Below are 19,780 nucleotides of genomic sequence, written 5' to 3'. Positions count from 1 at the left end.
CACATCGGTAGCCACACGAAAGCGCAGGCCAGAGCGACGCTGCGCCTGCACTGTGCTGATGAGCTTTGACATAAGTCCCATCCAGGAAAACCCATTCAAGGTCTGGTTCAGTTACCAGCTTGTCGAACAGACGTTGCCAGACGCCTTTTCTCGACCAGTGATTAAATCTTTTGTAGACCGAATTCCATTTGCCGAAGTCTGGCGCCAGGTCTCGCCAGGGCACGCCTGTTCTGATTCTGAAAAGAATGCCTTCGATCGTATTACGAAGGTCTCTCTTGAAGTAGATATCCAATTGAAGCTAGCTCTGCAGCTATAGAGTCTGGCGAAATTCCGGGCGGATGATCTGGCCTTCCGGCGCAAGCTAGGCTTTTGGCTTGACAGTAAAAGAAACTGGTAGCGATCAGAGGGGCAAAGCCGACGAGGTACTGCCCCTCTCGTCAGGCGCCGATATCTTACCAAATGATAAAGGCGATAAAATTTTCGTACTTCAAATCGGAGAAAAAGACGGCTTCGCAGAGCGAAGCCGTCTTAAACAGCCTTTTAGAAAGCGTAGACTGCGCCCAGTGCCAGGTGAGTCGCATCGGCACCGGTTTCAACAAGCGAATTATCGGCGTCATCAGGATTGATGTCGATGAAACCTTCCTCATCACTTGTTACGAAGTAAAGCTCAGTATAGACATAGAGGTTATCCGAGAAGCTGTGGAGCGCCTGCAACGAAATAACCGAAGTGTCCTCACCGTCGCCGTCCGGCGTGGAGAACTCGTATGACGCCGCGAATGTGTTGGCACCCATAGAGTAGATCGCCATCAGACCGTAGTCATCACGGACGTCTGTCGTGGTCGAGTATAAAGCACTCAGTTCCAGATCGCCCATCTGGAACGCACCGCGAACGCCATAGGTGTTACCGGCATTTGAACTGTCGTTCGAGTCCATTGCCACAGCCAGTGAGAATTGATCAACCGCGTACTGGACGCCTAACTGATATGGATTTTCACCGCCCACGTCGTTACCGTCTGCATCTTCAAAGCTGCCGTCGAGTTCAACCGCTCCGTGCAAGGTCAGACCGCTGAATGAAGGCGAAGTGTATTGGAGCAGATCGCCTTCACCGGTGTTATACACGGTGCCGGTGTTGAAGACGACTATCTCGTAATACTGTTTGATGCCATCGATTAATCTCTCGTAAGCCGAGTCGTCAGAGCCGACCCAGACCTGACCGAAGTCGCCTTTTAGTCCGATGTAAGCCTCATCAAGCTTGATTCGTCCGCGTCCTTTAGCCTTGTCATCACCGTCAATGCCGTCAAGCTCAATTTTCATGAACGCTTCGAGGCCAGGGCTGATTTCATGCTCGTGAGTCAAGCCGATGGTTGATCCATTATCTTCTAGGCCGCTTACGGTAGAGCCTTCAAAGAATTCTACATCCCCGTTATCCGAGAGGATATTCTTGTCTGCTTCCGAATAAACCCAGGCAAGTTGAACGTTGCCATAAACCTGTGGCATGGAATCAAGACGCTGCGCCAGCGCGGCCGCAGAGTCGATTTGTGGAGTAGTGTCGGCGACTGCGAAAGTGCCGGTCGTCAGAGTGGCCAGCGTGACAGCTGAAGCTAAAAGCGTCTTTTTCATTTCGTCTTCCTTCTGTGTGTAAATCAACTCATTGTTGGATAACTGAACTGGCAGTGCCGGGTATTGCTTCCGCCCAAACTTGTCTGGGTCGGTACAGCCGCTTCTTCGGCAGCTTTCATTCGTTCGTGCAGTCGTTCCAATGACTTTCAGTGTCCCTTTGGCACCAGCGCTTCCTGCCGCTCTGCCTGCCGATCCGATCTTTGCTAAATGGTTAGAATCGAATCCTCAAGTGTTGCTTCACGAAAACCCACTAAACGCATGTTTCCGATAACCAATTAGTAATACAGCATTCAGGTCTTTGCAATGTTGGCGCCTTCTGTGGCGACTCAGACCCCGGTGAACGACGTTCAAGCCGAGAGAGCCAAGTATAAATTCCTTTTTAATTCAGACTGTTAGCCGGATACACTGTATAGATCCGGAATTGTACGTAGCAATTGTGACGCTAATGTTACAAACCGGGCCTGGGGCATTAGCACTTCTACCTAGTTGAACTTACTCAGCTGGCCTCGTGCCGCTCCAGATGCCCGAACCATGACATTCACCCCGTGGCAGTCATAGTAAGCAATTACCGAGAGTTAATGAGACTTCGTTAATAAATGGAGGGCGAGGATTTGACTTTGTGGGGAATTACGAGAGGGGAATAACAACAAAAAAGGCGCCACTGAGGGCGCCTTCGTAAGGTAGATCTGCAACGTTAGCTGCGGCTGGCTCGCTTGCGATCACTTTCCTTGAGGTGACGTTTACGGACCCGGATACTCGCCGGCGTGATTTCGACAAGCTCATCATCTTCTATGAACTCAAGCGCCTGCTCCAGAGACATCCGGATTGGCGGCGTGAGCACGATGTTCTCGTCAGTTCCGGACGCACGGACGTTAGTGAGCTGCTTGCCCTTGGTACAGTTGACCGTTAGGTCGTTATCCCGGCTGTGCAGGCCGATAACCATGCCTTCATAGACTTCAACGTTGGGATCGATGAACAGACGTCCGCGCTCCTGCAGGTTCCACAGAGAGTAACCGAGCGCCTTACCCGTGAGATTAGCTATCATCACACCATTCTGACGAGTGGCACTGATACCTTCCTTCAGCGGACCATAATGATCGAAGATATGCGTCAGAATGCCCGAACCAGAGGTCATGGTGAGGAAGGCCGAGCGGAATCCGATGAGGCCCCGCGAAGGCGCAGTGAACTCAAGCCGGCTTCGACCCTTGCCATCAGGAATCATATTGGTGAGCTCGGCGCGACGCTCACCCATTTCTTCCATGATCGCACCCTGGTGCTGATCTTCGATATCAATTACGACCTGCTCGAAAGGCTCGACCATAACGCCGTCCTGTTCACGCAGGATGACCTTCGGCTTGGCGACCGCAATTTCGAAACCTTCACGTCGCATGTTCTCGATCAGTACCGACAGGTGCAGCTCACCTCGGCCTGAGACCAGAAACTGGTCCGGGGTTGGGCCAGGCTCGACACGCAGGGCAACGTTATGCAGCAGCTCCTTGTCCAGACGCTCCTTGATGTTGCGGCTGGTCACATACTTGCCTTCCTTGCCAGCGAATGGTGAGTCGTTGACCTGGAACATCATGCTCACAGTGGGTTCATCCACGGTCAGCGGCGGCAGTGCTTCAGGCTTGTCTGGCGAACACAGTGTGTCGGAAATATTGAGTTCGTCTAGTCCGGTCACACAGACGATGTCGCCGGCCATCGCACTATCTACTTCGACCCGCTCAAGGCCGTGATAGCCCATGATCTTGAGAATGCGGCCATTGCGCTTGTTGCCGTCCCGATCGACCACCACGACAGGCGTGTTGGTCTTGACCTTGCCGCGACTGATACGACCGACACCGATAATGCCGACATAGCTGTTGTAGTCCATGGCCATGACCTGCATCTGAAACGGCCCCTCAGGATCGACATCAGGTGGCGGCACCTTGTCCACGATCATCTGGAACAGCGAAGTCATGTCATCTTCCATTGCGTCGGGCTCGAGACCCGCGATGCCGTTGAGTGCCGAAGCATAGATAACCGGGAAGTCGAGCTGCTCTTCGGTCGCGCCGAGCCGGTCGAACAGGTCCATGACCTCACCGAGCACCCAGTCAGGCCGAGCACCCGGACGATCGATCTTGTTGATGACGACGATCGGGCTCAGGCCATTGGCGAAGGCCTTCTGAGTAACGAAGCGAGTCTGCGGCATCGGACCATCTTGCGCATCCACGAGCAGGAGCACCGAATCGACCATCGACAGGACGCGCTCGACTTCACCGCCGAAGTCAGCGTGGCCCGGTGTATCCACGATATTGATCTGATAGTCATGCCAGGTAATCGCGGTGTTCTTGGCAAGGATGGTAATGCCCCGCTCTTTCTCCTGGTCGTTCGAATCCATGACCCGCTCTGAGTCCTGATCCTTGCGACCAAGGGTACCGCTCTGACGCAGCAGCTTGTCCACCAGCGTGGTCTTACCGTGGTCGACGTGGGCAATGATGGCTATGTTGCGTACTTTTTCTATCACGTTGCGAGTACCGAATAGTGGCGAAATGGAAGAACTGTGCGGGCAAAAATTGCGCGGCATTATAAACCATTGCTTGAATGCTTGATAGCAGAGTCGTAGAAGAGTATAGAATCATTGCGGATATTCACACCCATTCCCTTCTGATCCTGATCAGGGACAGTGACGCCAGCTCGTTATCGCACACTTTTGGTGCAATGACACATGTCTTCGCACCAATAAGGAGCGATTCGCACCGAAATTGGGCGCTTGCAGTTTATACGGCGAGTGCTTTGGTGCAGATGGTCACTGCCGTAATGGCTTGACCTGCGGGCTTCCGAGCCTCATCCAGGTGCATCGGCTGCCTCTCGACCATAAAGGTGGCAACGAAATTGCTTACCCCTATTGCCTGAAGGTTAGCCTGACGGGGCGCAAGCTGATGAACATCATGACGGCACTCCTGCTTTCAGCAGTAGCCTGACTGCCAGGATACAGTTTCAGCAACCGGAACCTCGTGCTATGCTCGCTGCGACTTCACCGTCTAGTGGAGCGGACCATTTCTGTAACAAATTACGTAAACGGAGTGTAAGGAATGTCAGAGAAAACTCTGGGACTTATAAAAGAGCACGAAGCGAAATGGGTCGATCTTCGCTTTACGGACACCAAGGGCAAGGAACAGCACGTTACCATGCCTGTGAGCGAGATCAGCGAGGAGACCTTCCAGGACGGCAAGATGTTCGACGGCTCTTCAATAGCTGGCTGGAAAGGCATCAACGAATCAGACATGATCCTGATGCCGGATGACGACACCTGCGTACTCGATCCGTTCACCGAAGACGCCACAGTAAACGTGACCTGCTCCATCGTTGAGCCTTCTACCATGCAGGGCTACAACCGGGACCCACGCTCCATTGCCAAGCGCGCCGAGGAGTACCTGAAGTCTACCGGTATCGCTGACTCCGCACTGTTCGGTCCAGAGCCTGAGTTTTTCGTGTTCGACAGCGTCAAGTATCGTGCAGACATGCAGAGCGCTTCATATGAAATCCATTCTGAAGAAGCTGCCTGGGTGTCCAACGACGATTTCGACCGTAACAACGTCGGTCACCGTCCTGGCGTGAAGGGTGGTTATTTCCCTGTGCCACCAGTCGACTCACTGCATGACCTGCGTGGCGCCATGTGCGCGGCCATGGAAAGCATGGGCCTCAAGATTGAAGTACACCACCACGAAGTCGGTACGGCTGGCCAGTGCGAGATCGGTGTTGGCGCCAACACACTGACCCGCAAGGCTGACGAAGTACAGATTCTCAAGTATTGCGTTCTGAACGTTGCTCACGCCTACGGCAAGACTGCGACCTTCATGCCCAAGCCAATCGTTGGCGACAACGGTTCAGGCATGCACGTTCACATGTCACTGTCCAAAGACGGCAAGAACATCTTCGCTGGCGACGCCTACGCAGGCCTGTCAGAAACAGCGCTGTTCTACATCGGCGGTATCATCAAGCACGCTCGCGCACTGAACGCCTTCACCAACCCGTCAACCAACAGCTACAAGCGTCTGGTGCCAGGTTTCGAAGCACCAGTCATGCTCGCGTACTCTGCCCGTAACCGCTCGGCGTCCATCCGGATTCCATGGGTCAACAGCGCCAAGGCACGTCGTATGGAAGCGCGTTTCCCTGATCCAATGCAGAACCCTTACCTTGGTTTTGCGGCCATGATGATGGCTGGTCTCGACGGCATTCAGAACAAGATCCACCCAGGCGACCCTGCCGACAAGGATCTGTACGACCTGCCGCCAGAAGAAGCTGCCGAAATCCCAACAGTGTGCAGCTCGCTCGAGCAGGCACTGGATGCGCTGATCGCTGACAAGGAATTCCTCCTGAAGGGCGACGTGTTCTCACAGGACATGCTGGATGGCTACATCGCGCTGAAGCGCGCTGAAGTCGAGCGTCTGAACATGACGACTCACCCGGTCGAGTTCCAGATGTACTACTCGCTCTAAACGCCTGGAGCACATCAGAAGGCCCGCATTAGCGGGCCTTTTTCGTTTCTGCAACATGGCTGCAGGTTTTCAGACCTGCTTGCACTATACTGGAAGCTGCACATTCAGAGGCTCAGAGACGGGTATGAGAATGCAGAAACAGACAAGCGTCCGGAATAGCTGCTGTGGGCGGGTAGCAGGCACGAGAGCGTCGATTGGTCGTATAGGCCACCTGGTCCTGTTCATGGGCGCCCTTGTGGCGCCACTCGTGATTGGCAGCGCCCAGGCGGAAGTGTATCGATTCACCGACTCCGAAGGTAATGTCGAGTTTACCGATCAGCCCCGTAAGGGCGCCGAGCGTGTCGAGCTCAAGGAAACAGCCACGATTACACTCCCGAAGCCTGAAGAGGTCACCGCCATCATTGGCGAAAGGCAGGAGGCAGTTGAGTCCGGCGAAGAAGGTCCAGCCTACGAAACCCTGCGCATCGCCTATCCGGAAGACGAGAGCGCGTTCAACTCTGGCAGCGGCGACTTCAATGTGATCATGGACATCACGCCCGACCTTCAGAGCGAGCATTTTCTGCTTGTGAAACTCGATGGCGAGGCCCTGCCCCTGACAAAGGGACCCGCCATTCAGATGAATACTGTGGACCGAGGCACCCACACCATCAGCGTCGATGTGGTGGAAGGTGACAGCGTTATTCAGAGCGCAGAACCGGTAACCTTTACCCTGCATCGGCCCTCAGTACTGACACCACCTTGAGCGACTGCGGCCGAACGCACCAAAGCAGTGCACCCTGAGCGCCTCTACAGCAGGCGAGCGCTGTAAAGGTGAGCCTGCACTATTGTGGACTGAGCACCCCGAATCCGCACCACAGTAGCTCTGAGGCCTTTTGACGACCATATCTGGTGCAAGCGTTGAGGCAATACATGAACATGGACCGTTTATTGCTTCATGGCACTATCTTAGCTGCCAGAGAATCCGTGACACCGTATGCACCCAAAAACCGCGCTGACCGACTCCGTATTGGCCAGGCTTCTGGAAAACCTGGCTACCGCTGTACTTCTGCTCGATCATCGAGGCAAGGTCGTCTTCGTCAATTCCGCTGCGGAAATTCTGCTCGATAGTAGCGCGAGCCGTATGCTCGGCTCGCATTATACCGACTGCATTCAATCCGAGCCGGGTGGCTTGAGCGCACTTGAGAACGGATTGTCGACCGAGCAAAGTTTTGGACAAAGCACTGTTCGCTTCGTTCTACTCAGTGGCAACAGCATCATCGTCGATTACACGATATCCAGTGCACCAGCCGAAGTTGGCGGGCCCGCAGGCGAAGCCTTTCGCTTGCTCGAGATGCAGGCCAAGGACCATGTCAGGCGGATTTCGCTGGAAGAGGAGCTGCAATCAGAGCATCAGGCTGCCCGTGTACTCATCCGCAACCTGGCTCACGAAATCAAGAATCCTCTCGGTGGCATCCGTGGTGCCGCGCAGTTGCTTGGCAAGGCGCTCGATTCCAGTCAGGACACCCAGCAAACCACAAGGCTGTCGGTTCCAACATCCGGTGGTGGATGGTCTGAGTATACCAACATCATTATTTCCGAAGCCGATCGCCTGAAAAATCTTGTAGACCGCATGCTGGGACCGAACAAAGCGCTTCACCTCAGCGAGGTGAATATCCACGAAGTGCTCGAGCGCATCATCAGCCTCATCGAAGTGGAATGCGGATCGGATATCAGCATTCGCAGAGACTACGATCCAAGCATACCGGAGTTCACCGGCGACAAGGAGCAGCTGATACAGGGTTTCCTCAACATCGCCAGAAACGCGGTTCAGGCATTGACTCAGCCAGGGACAGCGCCTGGCTTCCGGCCCGCGATTCGATTCAAAACCCGAGCGGTGCGCCAGTTCACGCTCTCAGGAAAACTTCATCGGCTGGTACTCAAGGCCGAAGTGATCGACAACGGAGCCGGCGTACCACCTGAACTGCTGAAGAATATCTTTTATCCAATGGTCAGCGGCAGTGCCAGCGGCACCGGCCTCGGCCTGTCCATCACCCAGGGCATCATCGGCCAGCACTCCGGCATCGTCGAGTGTGAAAGTGAACCCGGACGCACCTCATTTATCGTCTACCTACCTCTGGAGAATGCACTATGACCGAGCCGTCGCCCGTCTGGATTATCGATGACGACCGCTCTATCCGCTGGGTCCTTGAAAAAGCGATGGAGCAGGAAGGCATCGCCTTTGAATCGTTTGAGTCGGGAGACTCCATTCTTTCGCGGCTGCAGCGGGAACAGCCACTGGCTATCATCAGCGATGTGCGAATGCCGGGTATTGATGGGCTGGAGCTGCTGCAGCGGCTGCAGGAACAACATCCAGGCATACCGGTCATCATCATGACCGCGCATTCTGACCTGGACAGCGCAGTGAGCAGTTATCAGAAAGGTGCCTTCGATTATCTGCCGAAGCCTTTCGACCTCGACGAGGCCATTGTCATCATCAAACGGGCGCTGGCGCATGCGACCGGCAACCAGAATAAAATTGGTCAACCCAGTGAGCAGCAGAAGCAGAAGAGCCCGCCAATCATTGGTGAGGCGCCGGCCATGCAGGAAGTTTTCCGGGCAATTGGACGACTGTCGCACAGCAATATCACCGTTTTGATCAACGGCGAATCGGGCACCGGCAAGGAACTCGTCGCGAAGGCCCTGCACGAACATAGCCCGCGCGCGGGTCATGCCTTCATTGCGCTCAACATGGCTGCCATTCCGAAGGACCTCATCGAGTCGGAACTGTTCGGCCATGAAAAAGGCGCTTTTACCGGCGCCGGTGGTCAGCGGATTGGTCGCTTCGAACAGGCCAGTGGTGGAACCCTCTTTCTCGACGAAATAGGTGATATGCCGGCCGATACACAGACGCGTTTGCTGAGGGTGCTGGCCGATGGCGAATTCTACCGAATAGGCGCCACTACGCCAGTCAAGGCGGATGTCAGGATCGTTGCAGCAACCCATCAGAATCTTGAAAAGCTGGTGGAATCCGGTGCCTTCAGGGAGGATCTCTTTCACCGCCTGAACGTTATCCGAATTCATTTGCCAGCGCTGCGTGAGCGGCGGGAAGATATCCCCCGACTCGCTGCTCACTTTCTCGAGCAGGCAGCCGCTGAACTGGGCACCGAGAACAAGCTGCTTGCGCCGGAAACCGAGGCTCTGCTCTGTCAGTTGCCCTGGCCGGGGAATGTGCGTCAGCTACAGAATACCTGTCGCTGGCTGACCGTCATGGCCTCTGGCCGGACCATCCATCTCGGGGATCTTCCGCCGGAGCTACAGAATGAGACGCCGAACAAGACAACGACCATCGACTGGCCGGAATCGCTTCGCCTGTGGTCCGAGAAACAGCTGCTCACGCGAAAGGAAGGCCTGCTCGATGTGGCGATGCCGATATTCGAACGGGTCATGATCGAATCGGCGCTGCGGCAGTCTGGTGGTCGCAAGAAAGATGCAGCCATTCTTCTCGGCTGGGGTCGCAATACCCTGACCAGGAAGATGAAGGAGCTGGATATGGCTTCGGTGGATGACAGCGGCGGCAGCGAGAACTGGGATGACTAAACCCTCCCAGGGCTAGCTGGCCGCGCGCTAGCGGAACTTGGGCAGTGCCTTGGGTCGCTCGATGAAGAAGCCTTGGGCATAGTCCACGTGCCTGTCTCGCAGTAGATCCAGCGTCGTCTTGTCCTCGACGAAGGGCGCTATGACTTCGCTGCCATGATAGTGTGCCATGTCCACCATCGATTTCAGCATCATCTGATCGTAGAGATCCTTGGGCAGATCCCTGATGAAGGTGCCATCGATCTTGATGAAGTCGACCGGTAATACCTTGAGTGCTTCATAGGCGCTGGCGCCCACCCCAAAGTGGCCCAGACAGAACCGGCAGCCATACTCCTTCAGCTCGGTGATGAAGTCTGCAACATCGTTGAGCCGACTGATGGCAGAGGCCTCGGTAATTTCGAAGCAGATCTTTTCAAGCGGGCACTCAAAAGCGGTGAGCTGTTCGAAGATGAACTCCAGCAGACTCTCGTCATTCAGCGAATGACCGGAGAGGTTGATGAGCACGCTGCCCATTTCTTCGATGAGCCCACCGTTCTCCGCCATCCAGGTCAACATGTTGCCCACGACCCAGCGATCGATTTCGCGAATACTGTCCGACTGCTCGGCGGCCTGCACGAATTCGGCTGCCGGTATCACGACGCCTTTGGGCGACAGCACACTGATCAGCACCTCGACAATGCCAGGCAGTTGGGTGCCGGCCTGAAGCGGAATGATTTTCTGACAGCGCAGCTGAATATTGAGCTTGCTGAGGTCGACCGGCGATCCCTTGAGACGCGGGCCGGTTTCGGTAGCCGTGGCATAACGTGGCGAGAGCTGCACCGGAAGCTGCGCCGCACTGCTCTTGGCCTTGCGGACAAGGTCTTCGCTTTCACGCAGATGATCGCTGAGGTCGAGCAGACCTGGCTGCAGGGGCAGGCAACTCACGACGAAGCGCAGGGGCAGCATATCGCCCTCCCAGGAGAGCCGGTAGCTCTGCAGCGCCGTGAGCAGCCGGTTGGCCTGCTCACCCGCATCCTGGGCTACGGCTACGATAAACTCGTCCCCCGAGTAACGTGCCAGCAGACTCTGTTCTGGTAGCAGGTTTCGGCAGATACGGACAATATCCTTGAGCGCCTTGTCACCCCCGGCTATACCGACCTGTTCATTAATCTGATAAAACTGTCGGGTGGAGATGAGAATCAGGCCAGGGTTGAACGACTTCTGCAGGCTCTGGCAGAAGACCTGGGCCTGCCGCTCGAACTCCTTGCGCTGTATGAGACCGGTGAGCTCGTCTGTGGCGACCACATGACTGAGCTGCTCGTAGAGATCCTTCACCATATTGGCGAGACTCTCGTTCACCGCAGGCTGTTCCCCCTCGGCTTCAATGGCGCAGATGCCCTGCTGAAGATAGGCTGCCAGGGTGACTGGATCGAGGTCGATCACCTTCGAGCCCATCTGGTTGACGAACACATAACGCGATGAATTGTGGCCAATCCAGGCTATGCGAACCTGCTCGGTAATCTCACCCTCTCTGGTCAGCCGAATCCAGTCGCCAATCCTGAGTTTCTGAATGCGCTGCATCCAACGTTGCAAACTCCGGTTGGGCACTTCTTCTGCGGCCTTGCTCCCGGCCACAGCCTCCGTGGATTCAGGCACCGATACGAACTGCGCTCTCTCGCCGCCGCCAGTCAGGAAAGCTTTCAGCTCAGCCCGTATGCTGGTGGCTGGCATATGCTGGGATGAAATCGTGTTGAGGCCATCCTGAATCGTCTTCACGAGCGCAGGCATGTCTATGGCCGCATCATCACCTTTCTCACCGAACTCGAGCAGTGAGTCGATAACCCCCAGATAACGGCCCCACTCTTCACTCTGGTCATCATGGCGGATGTAGACCAGCGAAAGCAGATCCTTCCAGCCATTGTTCAATAGTGAAATAACCGCCTTGGGCACCCTGCGCCCGGCCAGCCTGCTCTCTATTTCCTCCATGACCCGCTGTTTGGAAGAGGTGACTTTCTCCTGTCCTTCCGCTGCGGCCATGACACGCTCGACATTTCGTCGGTAGAGATTGCGCTGCTTGGCGAGCAATTCATCGAGATCCTTGAGCGTTTCAGCAAAAACGGACTGGTCGGTCTCATGTTCGTTCTGTATCCGAACTACCAACTGGTCAATCTGATGGATCTGATGAGCTGGTGCACGGTTGCCCTTCACGCCGAGCTGGGCGATACGGTTGATTACCTGCCGCGCAGGATTCTCCTTCTGCACAAAGAAATCAGGCTGTCTCATGTACTGTCTGAGAATCGGCACCTCCAGACTACGCAGCTGCCGTTTGGCCCGTGGTTCGATCTTGTTGTTCTTCAGCAAACTCATGAAGAAGCGATCGACCACGTCGAGCGCATTGTCCTGCTCGGGCGTCAGAGATTTTTCAGGTGCGCCATCGCCGAGATCGACCTTGAGCCGCTCTCGCAGGGTCGGAATGACTTCATGCGTGGCATCCGGAGCGATCTGCTGCGCGGAAAGCTTGCGGAAGACTTCGGCATCGCGGAAAGGCGGCCGAGACTGTGCCTCCGGAACCGTCTCGGCGGGTTCATCAGGCTGTAGACGATCAGAGGATCGTCGGCGCTGAATTGTCTGCTCGCCCGCACGGACCAGCTTGCCTCGGTTGAGCACACCGAGCAGCTCCTGAATAACGCCGAAGCTAGCCTCCGCATCCTGCAGGTGCATTTGCAGCGTAGCGCCGGTTTCATCGCTCCTGGCCATGGCCGCTGCCATTTTCGATTTGTCCAGTGGGCCATGAGCAGTAGAGGGCAGCGACGATTGCAGGCGTCCTGTTCTCACCTTGAGCTGCGTGGCACGCGGGGTACTGGTAGAAGCTGTTTTCAGGGCTTTTCTTGCGGCGGCACCGGAAGCCTGAGCCGCCTCGGCCTTGTCGTGGTCGGCTTTGGCAGCTTCCATGGCCCGCTTGGATGCGAGCTCTTCCTCCACGGATTTGTCTTCCCGAGCGAGATACTTTCGCAAATCGAGCTTTGGTAGAACACCCTGCCGAATAAGCAATTCGTTCAACTGGTCATACAGGGGCTCGAGCCCCTTGACGACTGTGGCCTCAAACACCTTGAGTACGGCACGATCCACGGCAATGGGCAGCTTCAGTTCGTGCAGGGCGTCATGAAACGAGAAGCAGATCAGCGCAGGGCCCAGGGGGTTGTAACCGGCGGTTCCGGCTGCCTCGTTACCCGTTCTGAACACCGCACTGGCGTCCAGCCGCATCTTGAGCTCGAGCAGCGCCCGGCGATACTGCGTTTCAGCCTTGGTAACCATGACCTTCAAAGTCAACCAGTCTTCGAATTCATCCTTATTCACGAGCGCCAGCTCATTGCCCGCAGGCTGTGAGGCTGATTCTGAGGGTTGTTGCCGAACGCCCTGCACCACGTGACGAATGAAATTTTTCTGTAACTGGGTACCACGCTGTCTCAGAACCGTGGCCGCATCGATGAACTGCCCGCGAAGATTGTCGCTCGCAGCCTGACTCATCTGCCGATCGAGCTCAGGCGAGAGTGCTGCACTGAACTGATCAGCAGCTGCTTCGACGTGGGCCAGCAGGATGCGCTCCAGCTGCTTGAGAACGAGCTGGCTACTGGCCTGACGATCGCCGTCTTCAGCCTGTTGCTGCGCACCGCTTTTACTCTCGGCAGAGTATCGCGACAGCAAGGCCTGGATGACCCTGGGCTCGGTATCGACGAAAAGGCCGCCAAAGGCGCCATCGATGATGCGCACTGCGCTGACCGAAAGATTCTGGGTCTCGCCGCTGGCCTCATCGAGGAAGGTCAGCCGCACGACGTCCTGCACCTGAAACTGTTTCGCTTCGAGCGCTTCACCGACAGCCAGCGCATATCTGATGAACACACCATCAGCACAAAAATCTGCAATTCGACACGGTAAGGCTGAACTGCCGCGATAAACGATTCGGGCAGCCAGATTGAGCGATTTTCGCCGACTCGCACGCCGTTCGCCAGGGCCTGTAGTTTGATACTGCATAAAACCTGTTCTATATAGATTGCGCGCAAGCAAAGGACCCGGGGACATCTCGCTATAGCTTGCCGACGTCTCCCCACGACTTCGCGGTAATGAACGAGCAAGTATAGACAATCGTGCCCATTGCAGACACCGGGGAACCGAACATTATGTATTTGAATCGTTTCCGACGCGCCTCCAGGACGCTATGGGTCAGACTCCCTGCCACGCTGCTGGTGATCTTTCTCTTCAGCAGTTGTCAACAGTTCGGCTATTACATGCACGCGACCGGCGGTCAGCTCGCCCTGCTCTGGGACCGTGAATCCATTGAGTCGCTGCTTGCCCGGCCGGACCTCGAGCCGGTGCTCGCCGACAAGCTCAGGCTGGTCAAGGCTGCCCGACAGTTCGCTCAGGACGAGCTGGATCTCCCTGTGAACGATGCCTACGCCACCTATGTCGCGCTGCCGAGAAGACACGTTGTATGGAATCTGCAGGCGGCTGGCGAATTCTCCACCGACAGCCACGAATGGTGCTTTCCAGTTGCTGGCTGCGTGGCTTACAAGGGCTATTTCGAAGAAATGCTGGCCCGCCGCAATGCCGATCAGATGTCAGCGGCCGGCTTTGACGTCTACGTGCGAGGGGTCAATGCCTACTCTACCCTTGGATGGTTCGACGATCCTGTACTCTCCAGCTTCATTCATTACGCCGACCATTCCCTGGTGGCACTGCTGTTTCACGAGCTGGCACACCGAAAGCTGTACGTCAGCGGTGACACCAGCTTCAATGAGAGCTGGGCGACCGCGGTGCAGATCATTGCCACTGAGCGATGGGCTACTGACGGCAGGTCTGCACTCACCACAGATCAGGTCTTGCGACAACTGCAGGCGACGGCCCGGGTGAGCGCTTTCGTCGACGAAACACTGCACACGCTGGCTGGGATCTACAGTCAGGAGGCCCTCAGCCCTGTGGAAAAGCGCCTCTTGAAGCAGGACATCCTAGATGACCTGCATTCGCAGTACCTCGCGCTGGAGGCCGATTTCGGCTATCCAATGGGCTATGGCCACTTTTTCAGCCAGCCATTGAACAATGCGGCCCTTTTGAGTGTTGGCCACTACACGATGTGGGTGCCTGCCTTCCTGCAGAAATACCGGCAACTGGATGCCGACCTCGCGCAGTTCTACAGCTGGTCCACCGCACTTGCCAGCCTTGCAAAGTCCGAACGCGACGCCGTTCTTCAGGTGCTCCAGGCGGCCGCGTCCTGACAACAGCCCTTTAAACCTCAGGATCCACCCCAACCTCTAGTTGACAGACTGGGATGCGGAGATGGTAGGTATGCTGAAAAAGGTTCGGTTGTCGGTGCTCGATCTTGCACCGATTCGTGACGAGGGCTCGATTGCCGAGACCTTCGACAACTCGGTCAGGCTTGCCCAGCGGGTCGAAGCGCTCGGCTACTACCGCTACTGGCTTGCAGAGCATCACAACATCGATGGTATAGCCAGTGCTGCAACAGCCGTGCTGATCGGCCACATAGCCGGCAAGACGAGCACAATGCGCGTTGGCAGTGGCGGTGTCATGCTACCGAACCATGCGCCGCTGGTCATTGCCGAGCAGTTTGGCACGCTGGCAACACTGTATCCAGATCGCATCGACCTGGGACTTGGCCGGGCGCCCGGAACGGATGGTGAGACGCTTCGCGCACTCGGCCGAAGCCCCCAGGCTGCCGATAATTTTCCTCAGATGGTCCAGGAGCTCTCAGCCTATCTGGCCGACGCCAATCCGCGGCAATCGGTCAAGGCCATTCCAGGTCAGGGCACGCGCGTACCGCTATGGTTACTGGGGTCCAGTGGCTTCAGCGCACAACTGGCCGCCCGGTTGGGACTGCCCTTTGCATTTGCCGGACATTTTGCGCCTGGGTATCTACACCAGGCCATTCAGCTGTATCGTGATAATTTTCAGCCTTCGACGGTGCTCGACAAACCCTATCTGATGCTTGGCATCCCGGTGATCGCCGCAGACAGCGATGATGAGGCTGAGTTTCTGTCAACGACTCACCAGCAGAAATTCCTCAACCTGCTGCGCGGCAGATCAACTCGGGCACAGCCACCTGTCGAAGCGCTGGACTGGCATCCACATGAACGTGCTCGAGTCATGCAGATGCTGTCGGCAGCCGTAGTGGGCGGGCCTGATACTGTCAGACAGCAACTGACCAGGTTTCTTGAAGGCACGGGTGCGGACGAACTGATGATAAACTCGGACTTCTACCATCCGGAAGATCGTCTTCGCTCCTATGACATCGTGAAACAGGTCGCGCAAGACTGATAGCCGAGCGCCTCAGTCGAGGTGCTTCATGAAGACCTTGGATCGTCTCTGAAAGTTGTACAGACGCTGCTTTTCCAGCGGGAGCTCATCCAGACCTGCGACACGAAAGCCTCGCTCGAGGAACCAGTGAGCCGTTTGTGTAGTCAGCACGAACACCTGCTTTGCTCCCAGTTCCCGGGCCTTGCGCTCGGCATGCTGCAGAAGCCGATCACCCCGCCCCCCAGTCTGGTAAGCCTGATCAACTGCAACGCAGGCCAGCTCTGCAGCGGCGTACTCCGGGTAGAAATACAAGGCCGCGCAGCCAATGATCAGCCCATCGCGCTCCACAATCATGAAGTTGCCGATCTCCCGCTCGAGTCGTTCACGATCCCGCTTCACCAGAACGCCCTGCTCTTCCAGCGGACGGATGATATTGAGAATGCCAGCCGCATCGTCGATGACGGCTGCGCGGAAGGTTTCGTAAGACTGATCGGTAATCATCGTACCGATGCCGTCGCGGGTATAGATTTCCTGAATCAGCGCGCCGTCGCGAGTGCCGTTGATAATATGCACCCGACGTGTCCCTTTCTGAAGTGCCCGGCAGGCCGCCAGCAGTCGACGCCGCTCATGTCGGAAAGCTGAGCGCGCATCACTGGCCTCGAAGGCGTCGATCATCTGCATGGCCTCGGCCACGCTGGTCTCTCTCACCAGCTGTCCTTCTGGGTTGAGCAGACCATCCTGTTCAGACAGGATCACCAGCTTCTCGGCATGAAGGGCAATGGCCACCGACGCAGCCACATCCTCGCTCGCCAGGTTGAAGACCTCGCCAGTAGGTGAATAGCCTAAAGGCCCCAGCAACACGATCTGGCCTAGATCGAGCAGAGCGCGAATGCTCTGTGTATCGACCCTGCGAACGATACCGGTATGCTCGAAATCGACGCCATCCACTACGCCGATAGGTCGGGCGATGATGAAATTACCACCAGCCACAGATACCTGATTGTTTCTGAGTGGCGTGCTGCTGAGTGACTGCGTGAGACGGGCCTGCAATTCTGTCTGCAGTCGACCTACAGCTTCAGTGAGGTGTGCCAGCGTAGTCACATCGGTGACGCGCAGATCCATATGGATCTGACTGTCTATTCCACCCTGGCGAAGGCGTTCATCGATTTGAGGTCGCGCGCCATAGACGCAGACAATCTTGAGGCCAAGACTGTTGAGCAACGCGATATCTTCCATCAGACGCCGTGTCTGGCGCATACCAGCTTCATCGTTCTGCAGCAGGAGTTCCCCACTGACCAGCACGATGACAGTGGCACCTCGATAGGCGTTAATGTAAGGCGCGACCCCGCGGAACCAGCTCAGCTGGTCCTTCGTCCCATCATTCATCAAATTCGTCCACCTGGTCCTGAGAATCAGCTTCTGGTTCAGCCGTCATACCCTCATTCAGAGGCTGACTCTCAGACGCGTCAGTATCCGGAACCACCTCATCGCTGGTCTCTGATCCTGCGTCCGATTCGGGTAAGTCTGTTTCGATCACATCGCTCGGAGTGACTTCAGCCGCCGCCGCTTCCAGCTTCTGTTCGAACTGCTCTCTGGCATCTGCCTCCACCAGGCGCACCGTCAGCCTTTCGAGTTCGGAGCGTTGCAGATGATACAGCACCTCACCTCCGTTCAACTGAGTCATCAGTGTCAACCTGCGCGGGCCGACTTCAAGCAGGCGCCCCTGCAGTTTCGTGCCGGCCTTGCGTTCCACTTCGATCTGTTTGCCAACGAACTCGGTCGCAAACGCCATGGACGCCAGCGGTATTTCGAGATCCTGCGGCGGCCTGATCACCCTGGGTGCTGGCCTGGGTGGTGGAGGCGGCTGTATGAAGTCGGCGAGCGCTTTGGCAGAGATCTGTATATCAGCGGCAGTGGTGCGAATGCCGGATACCTGGAGCTGAACACCTATCCGTGCGAGTTGCTCCTTGAAGTCCAGGAAAGGCATGAGGGCCGGGTCGAAGTCGCTACGCGGGTGCAGCTGCAGATCCAGCGGTGCCTTGCCCTGAAGATAGTCCGGCATTGCGCTCCAGAACTGTCCGCCAATCACGATGCCCGCTTCGCCTAGCCGCGCTCTGGTTTGAGTCAGGCTCCGCGACCAGAACGCCTGACTGTCCAGGCCGACCTCGCCCTGACACAGCTGTGCAAAGCGCTGCCAGAAGCCCTGTTCGCTAAAGTTGAGCTGAAGATGCTGGAGTCGTGGTGGCTCGGCATCCTCTGGAGGCGGCCAGGACAGGTCATGACTGAGTACGGCACTCGCACTGATACCTACAGACTGGAAGCCCACGGAGCGAAGTTCGCCGAGCACGGCAAATACGTTCTCTTCTGCAATGAACTCGTAGTGAAGCTGGCCATCGACCCTCAGCCGGGAAAAGCCCATCTTCTCGAAGCTAGCCTGCTCAAAGGGTCGTATCGTGCCGCAGGCGTAATTCACCCATGGCTTACTGGCTTGGGGCAGCAGGCCAGGATCGAGCACGTCCCACTCGGCAGTGGTCGGCACCGAGGCGTTTGTGATTTCAAAAGTCAGGGCTTCGGGCAGCGACGAGTCGTCCATGAGATCAGACACGGCAAAGGTGACTGCATCCAGGACTGACCTGAATCGGACACTGAGGCGCTCAATGATGATCGGCTCCTGCAGTCTGTAATCAGTGAAGCGCAGATCTGCGATGTGCAGAGCGCCATCGAGGTCGAAGCGTGCGAGACCATGACTGAGCGAGAACTGATCTTCACCTGCAGTTCGAACCCGCTCTATCCATCTTTCGGTTTGCCACAGCAACACGCTATAGGCCACGACCACCAGCAGCGTAGTGAACAGGATGGCGTAGCCCAAAGCCCGTAGAAGCGACCTCATGGTCGATGACCTGACCTAACGCACGTCATCCCGAAATCAGCGTTCCCACGCCTTCGTCGGTCAGGATTTCCAGCAGTGTAGCATTGGGCACCCGTCCATCGATGATATGAGCTGTATTGACCCCATGCTCGACCGCAGACAGCGCGCATTCTATTTTTGGCAGCATTCCGCCATGGATTGTGCCGTCAGCTATGAGCGCCTGAACTTCTGCCCGGCTCAGCCCGGTCAACAGTGTGCCGGACTTGTCCAGCAGGCCGGCGATATTCGTCAGCAGTATCAGTTTTTCTGCCTTGAGCACCTCAGCGATTTTGCCGGCCACGATATCCGCGTTGATATTGTAGGATTCGCCATTCTGGCCAACGCCAATTGGTGCAATGACGGGAATATAATTGCTTTGCGTCAGCATCGAGATGATGCCGGTATTGATACTGACCACTTCACCAACATGTCCGATGTCGATGATCTCCGGCTTCTGCATATCTGGGCTGGCGCTGAGGACTTCGAGTTTGCGGGCCTTGATGAAACCCGCATCCTTTCCTGTCAGGCCAACGGCACTACCGCCAGCGCTGTTGATCAGGCTGACGATGCCCTTGTTGACCAGGCCGCCGAGCACCATTTCGACGACGTCCATGGTTTCGGCGTCGGTGACGCGCATGCCATTCACGAAGTGCGACTTGATCTGCAGGCGATCCAGTAACCCACCAATCTGTGGCCCGCCGCCGTGAACGACGATGGGATTGATGCCAACGAGTTTCAGCAGCACGATATCCCGGGCAAATCCCTGCTTCAGAGTTTCATCCGTCATGGCATTGCCGCCATACTTGATGACGATGGTCTTGCCGCTAAAACGCTTGATATACGGCAATGCACGATGCAGTACGGTGGCAACTTCAGCGACGTTCTGTGGCGGTGTATTCTCTTTCATCTGTAA

The 19,780-nt window shown here is 56.4% G+C and carries 12 protein-coding genes and 1 pseudogene; 6 read left to right on the top strand and 7 right to left on the bottom strand.

Annotated features, from left to right (window positions below; all coding sequences use genetic code 11):
- Positions 1–34 precede the first annotated feature (34 nt).
- From ABD735_RS12850 to typA, 3 genes and pseudogenes are all read right to left on the bottom strand, one after another.
- Positions 35–286, bottom strand: a pseudogene (locus ABD735_RS12850) (transposase); the annotation flags it as partial.
- A gap of 254 nt (positions 287–540) precedes the next feature.
- Complete coding sequence (locus tag ABD735_RS12845; RefSeq protein ID WP_344807021.1) at positions 541–1,620, bottom strand: porin; 1,080 nt, start codon at positions 1,618–1,620, stop codon at positions 541–543.
- Between the two features lie 694 nt (positions 1,621–2,314).
- On the bottom strand, positions 2,315–4,126 hold the full coding sequence (gene typA, locus ABD735_RS12840) for a translational GTPase TypA (RefSeq protein WP_344807019.1): 1,812 nt from the start codon (positions 4,124–4,126) through the stop codon (positions 2,315–2,317).
- 568 nt (positions 4,127–4,694) lie between these two features.
- On the opposite strand from typA, the gene glnA reads away from it, so the two are divergent.
- The 4 genes from glnA (at position 4,695) to ntrC (ending at position 9,677) form a co-directional block, all read left to right on the top strand.
- On the top strand, positions 4,695–6,101 hold the full coding sequence (gene glnA, locus ABD735_RS12835) for a glutamate--ammonia ligase (RefSeq protein ID WP_344807017.1): 1,407 nt from the start codon (positions 4,695–4,697) through the stop codon (positions 6,099–6,101).
- Between the two features lie 130 nt (positions 6,102–6,231).
- Positions 6,232–6,843, top strand: coding sequence for a DUF4124 domain-containing protein (locus ABD735_RS12830; protein WP_344807015.1), 612 nt, complete (start codon positions 6,232–6,234; stop codon positions 6,841–6,843).
- Between the two features lie 231 nt (positions 6,844–7,074).
- On the top strand, positions 7,075–8,232 hold the full coding sequence (gene glnL / locus ABD735_RS12825; protein WP_344807013.1) for a nitrogen regulation protein NR(II): 1,158 nt from the start codon (positions 7,075–7,077) through the stop codon (positions 8,230–8,232).
- Complete coding sequence (gene ntrC / locus ABD735_RS12820; RefSeq protein ID WP_344807011.1) at positions 8,229–9,677, top strand: nitrogen regulation protein NR(I); 1,449 nt, start codon at positions 8,229–8,231, stop codon at positions 9,675–9,677. Before glnL ends, ntrC begins: the two co-directional genes overlap by 4 nt.
- A 27-nt stretch (positions 9,678–9,704) precedes the next feature.
- Here the strand turns inward: ntrC and ABD735_RS12815 are convergent, their stop codons facing one another.
- On the bottom strand, positions 9,705–13,685 hold the full coding sequence (locus ABD735_RS12815; RefSeq protein ID WP_344807009.1) for a DUF1631 family protein: 3,981 nt from the start codon (positions 13,683–13,685) through the stop codon (positions 9,705–9,707).
- A gap of 146 nt (positions 13,686–13,831) precedes the next feature.
- On the opposite strand from ABD735_RS12815, the gene ABD735_RS12810 reads away from it, so the two are divergent.
- Entirely contained in the window at positions 13,832–14,923 is a 1,092-nt protein-coding gene (locus tag ABD735_RS12810; protein WP_344807007.1) for an aminopeptidase, read from the top strand.
- A gap of 70 nt (positions 14,924–14,993) precedes the next feature.
- Entirely contained in the window at positions 14,994–15,980 is a 987-nt protein-coding gene (locus tag ABD735_RS12805) for an LLM class flavin-dependent oxidoreductase (RefSeq protein ID WP_344807005.1), read from the top strand.
- 12 nt (positions 15,981–15,992) lie between these two features.
- Here the strand turns inward: ABD735_RS12805 and argA are convergent, their stop codons facing one another.
- Genes argA through argB form a run of 3 tightly spaced genes read right to left on the bottom strand, consistent with a single transcriptional unit; the run spans position 15,993 to position 19,774 of the window.
- The gene (gene argA, locus ABD735_RS12800) at positions 15,993–17,345 is read right to left on the bottom strand and encodes an amino-acid N-acetyltransferase (RefSeq protein ID WP_344807003.1); all 1,353 of its coding nucleotides are present in this window, start codon (positions 17,343–17,345) and stop codon (positions 15,993–15,995) included.
- Complete coding sequence (locus ABD735_RS12795) at positions 17,338–18,849, bottom strand: hypothetical protein (RefSeq protein ID WP_344807001.1); 1,512 nt, start codon at positions 18,847–18,849, stop codon at positions 17,338–17,340. The genes argA and ABD735_RS12795 overlap by 8 nt, the downstream gene beginning before the upstream one ends.
- Before the next feature lie 25 nt (positions 18,850–18,874).
- Entirely contained in the window at positions 18,875–19,774 is a 900-nt protein-coding gene (gene argB, locus ABD735_RS12790; protein ID WP_344806999.1) for an acetylglutamate kinase, read from the bottom strand.
- Positions 19,775–19,780 lie beyond the last annotated feature (6 nt).

The sequence above is a fragment of the Allohahella marinimesophila genome, assembly GCF_039538005.1.
Classification (GTDB): Bacteria; Pseudomonadota; Gammaproteobacteria; order Pseudomonadales; family Oleiphilaceae; genus Allohahella; species Allohahella marinimesophila.
Note: the sequence above shows the minus strand (reverse complement) of the source record. Positions and strands in the feature narration are given on the sequence as shown.